The sequence below is a fragment of the Bacillus sp. S4 genome, assembly GCF_040838205.1.
Classification (GTDB): domain Bacteria; phylum Bacillota; class Bacilli; order Bacillales; family Bacillaceae_G; genus Bacillus_A; species Bacillus_A cereus_U.
On record NZ_JBFPJI010000229.1, the window covers coordinates 1 to 5,387 of the forward strand.

Here is a 5,387-nt window from a genome sequence, read left to right on the forward strand (position 1 = left end):
GTCCTCTTCCAGCATTATTCATTACACATAATTATTCCTACTTAACTGGATTTGTAAGCATTTTCCATAATTTAGTGCAGTCTTCTTCCATTTCAATTCCAACAATTGATTGGATGCATGAACCTATCCTTTTCTCAGCAAATCAGCTTATACATACACAAAATATAATACATACCTCTAACCATTCGTCACCACTGTTCCCCTACATATGGGAAATATATTTTTTATCGATCGTTCGTTTCACATTCACTCTTGTAATCGGTTTCTTTATAAGTCTAGGAATTGGCCATCTATTTTTAAAAGCACCAAACTCATTAAAAAAGTGTAGTTCTTTATTTCGCTGGATACCGTATTCTTTTGGCACTGTGATATTACAATGTTTAGTCCTATTATCACTTCTCTATATCGCGAAATTCATAAAGTTTCCTTTCTTCTCCTCTTTTATCATCGTATGTAGCACTTCTATGATAATCGTTATGCAAGCAATTAAAAAATGGCTACCGTTCTTAAATATTACTAATGAATACGAAATAAAAAATTCATCTTTCCTTGTTGATACGTTATTTATTGCGCTTACTTCTAATCATAAATCTATTTTGAGTTCCATTATTCTTTCATTCGTTTTTATGGAATGTATTTTTCATACAAACGGACTATTACAATTTATCGTCCAATTTGGCGGAAGCGCACCTATAGTTGTCACGATTGGTTTATTACTACTTTATATTCCATATAGCATCTTATCGTTTCTCCAAGCTTTATGGACAACAAACTACCCTAAACAGAACACGTATACTTTAACTAGAAGTATTTCGAAACCATAACATAGAATAACCGTCTACTTAAATTAAAAGTAGACGGTTATTCCTATTATATAGAGGACAAAATAACAGCAAATTAAAAAACTACTATTAAAACCTACCATTATTTACCCATTTTCTTTGACTAATCTTTTCATTTGGATTTATTATAAAAGTATAACATAATTGCAGGAGGTGACATCTTTATTCCAAAGTAGGAGTAAAGAACACACTTGGACATATTAAATATTTTTCTCATCTTTATACTTATCCTTATTTCTGGTTTTTTCGTTGCTTCAGAATTCGCTGTCGTAAAAGTACGAAAAAGTCGAATTGACCAGCTTGCTAATGAAGGTAATAAACAAGCATTAGCTGCAAGAAGCGTCTTATCTAATTTAGATGTTTATTTATCTGCTTGTCAGCTCGGTATTACTATCACATCTTTAGGACTTGGTTGGCTTGGTGAACCAACTGTAGAGCATTTATTGCGACCACTATTTGAAAGAATCAATATTACTGGAACAATGGCTAACACGCTATCCTTTATTATTGCTTTTAGTGTGATTACTTTTTTCCATGTTGTATTAGGCGAGTTAGTTCCTAAGTCTTTCGCAATCCAAAAAGCTGAAGCAATCACATTAAAATTTGCAAAACCGCTTATTTTGTTTGATAAAATTATGTATCCATTCATTTGGTTACTGAATAGTTCAGCTGTATTTTTCACTAAATTATTAGGTTTAGAACCTGCAAAAGAAAATGAACTTGCTCATTCCGAAGAAGAACTACGACTCATTTTAGGTGAAAGCTATAAAAGCGGCGAAATTAATCAAACCGAATATAAATATGTAAATAATATTTTTGAATTTGATGATCGTGTTGCTAAAGAAATTATGGTACCTAGAACTGAAATGGTTTGTTTATCTACTGAAAATACGTTAGAAGAAAATATGAAAATCGTTGCAACTGAAAAGTATACACGTTATCCTATTATTGAAAAGGATAAAGATGATATTATCGGAATGATAAATACGAAAGAGATTTTTCATAATCAAACAAAAGGCATTTACAAACCACTTGATGCTTACATACATCCTGTTTTAACTGTATTTGAAACAGTTCCCATTCGTAAAACGTTAATACACCTCCAAAAGAACCGCGTACAAATGGCGATTGTTATGGATGAATACGGTGGAACTGCTGGCCTTTTAACGATGGAGGATATTCTTGAAGAAATTATCGGAGAAATTCAAGATGAATTTGACGCAGACGAATCACCAATGATTGAAAAGCGTACTCCTAAGCTTACTGTTTTAGATGGGAAAGTACTCATTTCTGAAGTAAATGATATGTTTGGCCTACATATCGATGAAAGTGATTTAGATACAATTGGTGGTTGGCTTCTCTCTCAATCAATTGATTTAAATATTGAGGCTGGCTATTCAGTTGAATATGATGGTTTTCAATTTAAAGCATTAGAACTTGATGGGCATCAAATTAAAAAGATTGCTGTACATAAATTAGATACTACAAAGGAGTTATAAAGTGACTGTTTTACTAACAATTTGTATCATTGCTTGTTTCATTGTTTCATTTCTTGCCTTTATTTACCCCATTATTCCTGGCATCCTTGCCGTATGGGCTGGCTATTTCATTTATCATTTTGGAATAAATGGCGGAGAGTTAACGACATCTTTTTGGATTATTCAAGTCATTTTTACACTCTTCATTTTCGTTGCTGACTTTATTGCAAATGGATACTTCCTAAAAAAATACGGAAGTACAAAATCGGGCGAACGTGTTGGTATGGTTTCTATCATTGTCGGATCGTTCTTCTTCCCACCATTCGGGCTTATTATCATACCGTTCTTATCTGTATTTATTACGGAACTAATGCATAAAAAGGCGCCAAAAGACGCCCTTTTAGTCGGAATTGCAACTGTAGTCGGTTTTTTAAGTAGTACAGTAGCCAAAGCCATTCTCCAAATCATTATGATTATCATCTTTGTATGCTATATCATTTTTTAGCCATCCCTATTTTGGGATGGTTTTTTAATATGAAATACCTACTCGGCTTTTCTCGTATAAGCTTTTATTACGTAAACTCCATGCAAAATGAGCTGTATCACCAACTGTGATTTTCGATCCATCTGTTGGCAACATATCTTTTTCAGTTCGATATACACCTGTTACATCACCATCTATTAAATGCGTCGGACAAACAACAGTCCAACATAAATTACTGTTATGTAGTGCTTTATAAGCAGCTAAGTGATCTTCCGCAGCTGTTGTCATTTTTCTTTTCGATTCTTTTGATTGGAAACGATATATACTTGGGTTTGTTCGCGCTTGTAAAATACCAGCAGTTCCTATTGTAACAATTTTCTTTATGCCCTCTTCTTCCATTTGCTTTATAATAATCGGTAAACTCTTCTCTAACGTCCCATTCCGATCAGTTCCAAGAGCACTAATTACAATATCACATCCTTTAATCGCTTCCTTTATATCATTTCCGTTTAACACATTTCCCTCTATAATATGTAACCTTTCATGCTCTATTTCTACTTTACTCAAATCACGAACTAATACCGTCACTTCATATGAATCATGTAATGCCAATTTCATAATGTGTGACCCTACTCTACCTGTCGCTCCTAATATACATACTTTCATTTACTTTCTCCTTTTCAATTCTTTCTCTCTATTTTTCCGCAAAACTTACAAATACGCAACAAAAAAGCTCCCTCATATATGTGAGGAAGCTCTATTATCCATTTATTTCTTTTCTTTCGAATCTGAAGACTTGTCTGTTCCGCTTGTTTCTTTATCTTTCTTTTCATCTTGCTTTGTTGTTGTGTCATCCTCTTTCTTTTTATCCTCATCTTTACTACAACCTACCATTAATAAAGAACTTGCAAGTGCCATAGCAGTTAATGACTTAACCCATTTGTTCATTTGCGTTTCCTCCCTTTGATAGAATATGTACAATCCCATATTACTCTTTATTTTTAAAGGAAAGATTTAAAAATAGTAAAGATACAGTAAACTTTTGTAAATTTTCGGATAACATAACCAATCTTTAATCCCCCCTCTAATTAGACATAAAAAAACTAAGGCGCCTTTCATTCCACCTTAGCTTTTCACGCGAATTTTTCATTTTCATATACATGTTTAATCTTATATTCCTTCTTCACAACATATTGCCAAACATTATATGCGTAACGATTCATTTTCACAAAACAATTTTCCAGAAAAGAACGAAACTCCGGGTTCGCAACTTCTACTGCCACTTGAGCAAACTTTAATGCCAATCGTTTCAAATGTGTAATATAACAAATAGCAATCCCCATATCCCCTGTATATTCATTATCTGTTTCCCTATCCATTTCTGTAAATTCCGGCCACATTTGTTTACAAGTTATATGCTGTACATTTTCTCCTTCTTGAAAATTTACTTGTTCATTATATGCTTGTAACATATACGGTAAATGATGCTTTAAAATGTCCTTTAATTCTTCATCTCGAACCTTGCCCGTGTACTCTCCAACTTTATATATAAGTGTGTAACTATATGTCATCAATTCTTTCATACAATCCATTAAAGCGCCTCCCTTCCTATTTTCCATCTATATACTATAAATATGATGCGATACCATTCGCTATTCTTCCTAGAAACCAATCCCAGCGACTAATTTTCTCAAAATCTTCTTCTGAAAATCGTTTTGACTTATGAAAGTCTTCTTTTAGTCGATTCCAGACATCAGCAACGACTGTCTTATCATATATGACACAGTTTGATTCGTTATTTAAATAAAAGCTTCTATTATCAAAATTCGCTGTACCAATATCGACGATTTCCTCATCAATGATTGTCACTTTCCCATGAAAAAATCCGTTTCGATATTGATAAATCTCCGCCCCAGCATCTAACATATCTTTCAAATGAGGATAGGCAGCTTGTTTTAACAATACGGCATCGCTTTTAAAGGGAACGAGAATTTTCACACGGACACCACGATTTAATGCATCTTTCAGTCCTTTTACCATTTCTTTACTCGGTACAAAATATGGTGTAGCAATAATTAAGGAGTGTTTTGCCTTCTTTAATAGTGCCCCGTACTTCCGCCATAAGCCTTTTCCATTCGAAAATATATATTGATATTTTACATTTCCTTGTACCGGTAACTCTTGATGTATAAGGAATTTCTCTCCCGTATCTTCTTGCCAATCTTCCGCAAACTTCCGTTCCATATCAGTAGCTCCATTCCCTTCGATGCGTACATGATAATCACGCCACGGACCAAATTTAGGATCCTGCCCAAGATATTCCTTTCCGATATTGAAGCCACCAATGTACGAAACTTTCCCATCTATAGTAACAATGCGTCTATGATTACGTTGATGTAAAGAATAAAATAAGTTTTTTAATTTAAGTTTTTTACTAAATGTAAACTTCACGCCTTTTTCTTTTAATTGATTAATTATCTTTTTCTTAAGCTTATATCCGCCAATGCGGTCTACTGACAATTTTACATCTACTCCGCTAGATGCTTTTTTCTCTAATAATTGTAAGAATTCTTTACTTACCTC

The 5,387-nt window shown here is 33.5% G+C and carries 7 protein-coding genes; 3 read left to right on the forward strand and 4 right to left on the reverse strand.

Annotated elements, in window-relative coordinates; all coding sequences use genetic code 11:
* The 3 genes from AB3X48_RS17095 to AB3X48_RS17105 form a co-directional block, all read left to right on the forward strand.
* On the forward strand, positions 1-824 hold an 824-nt coding region (locus AB3X48_RS17095; protein ID WP_367959755.1), incomplete at its 5' end, for a hypothetical protein.
* Positions 825-1,033: 209 nt separating this feature from the next.
* On the forward strand, positions 1,034-2,341 hold the full coding sequence (locus tag AB3X48_RS17100) for a hemolysin family protein (protein WP_002200762.1): 1,308 nt from the start codon (positions 1,034-1,036) through the stop codon (positions 2,339-2,341).
* A 1-nt stretch (position 2,342) separates the two neighbouring features.
* Positions 2,343-2,825, forward strand: coding sequence for a DUF456 domain-containing protein (locus AB3X48_RS17105; protein WP_000217328.1), 483 nt, complete (start codon positions 2,343-2,345; stop codon positions 2,823-2,825).
* Between the two features lie 24 nt (positions 2,826-2,849).
* Here the strand turns inward: AB3X48_RS17105 and AB3X48_RS17110 are convergent, their stop codons facing one another.
* The 4 genes from AB3X48_RS17110 to AB3X48_RS17125 all read right to left on the reverse strand — a co-directional run.
* Positions 2,850-3,470 carry an NAD(P)-dependent oxidoreductase gene (locus tag AB3X48_RS17110; RefSeq protein ID WP_016104625.1) on the reverse strand — a complete coding sequence of 207 codons (621 nt, stop codon included), beginning with the start codon at positions 3,468-3,470 and terminating at the stop codon, positions 2,850-2,852.
* Positions 3,471-3,572: 102 nt separating this feature from the next.
* Positions 3,573-3,752: a hypothetical protein gene (locus AB3X48_RS17115; RefSeq protein WP_002148549.1), complete on the reverse strand. Its 180-nt coding sequence runs from the start codon at positions 3,750-3,752 to the stop codon at positions 3,573-3,575.
* A 185-nt stretch (positions 3,753-3,937) separates the two neighbouring features.
* Positions 3,938-4,396, reverse strand: a complete 459-nt coding sequence (locus tag AB3X48_RS17120; protein ID WP_016104624.1) for a spore coat protein — start codon at positions 4,394-4,396, stop codon at positions 3,938-3,940.
* 34 nt (positions 4,397-4,430) lie between these two features.
* A partial coding sequence (locus AB3X48_RS17125) for a phospholipase D-like domain-containing protein (protein ID WP_367959756.1) occupies positions 4,431-5,387 on the reverse strand: 957 nt, incomplete at its 5' end.

Coding starts and splice junctions, on each gene's coding strand:
- AB3X48_RS17115 (WP_002148549.1), bottom strand. CDS start 3,752: ATGAACAAATGGGTTAAGTCATTAACTGCTATGGCACTTGCAAGTTCT.
- AB3X48_RS17120 (WP_016104624.1), bottom strand. CDS start 4,396: ATGGATTGTATGAAAGAATTGATGACATATAGTTACACACTTATATAT.
- AB3X48_RS17110 (WP_016104625.1), bottom strand. CDS start 3,470: ATGAAAGTATGTATATTAGGAGCGACAGGTAGAGTAGGGTCACACATT.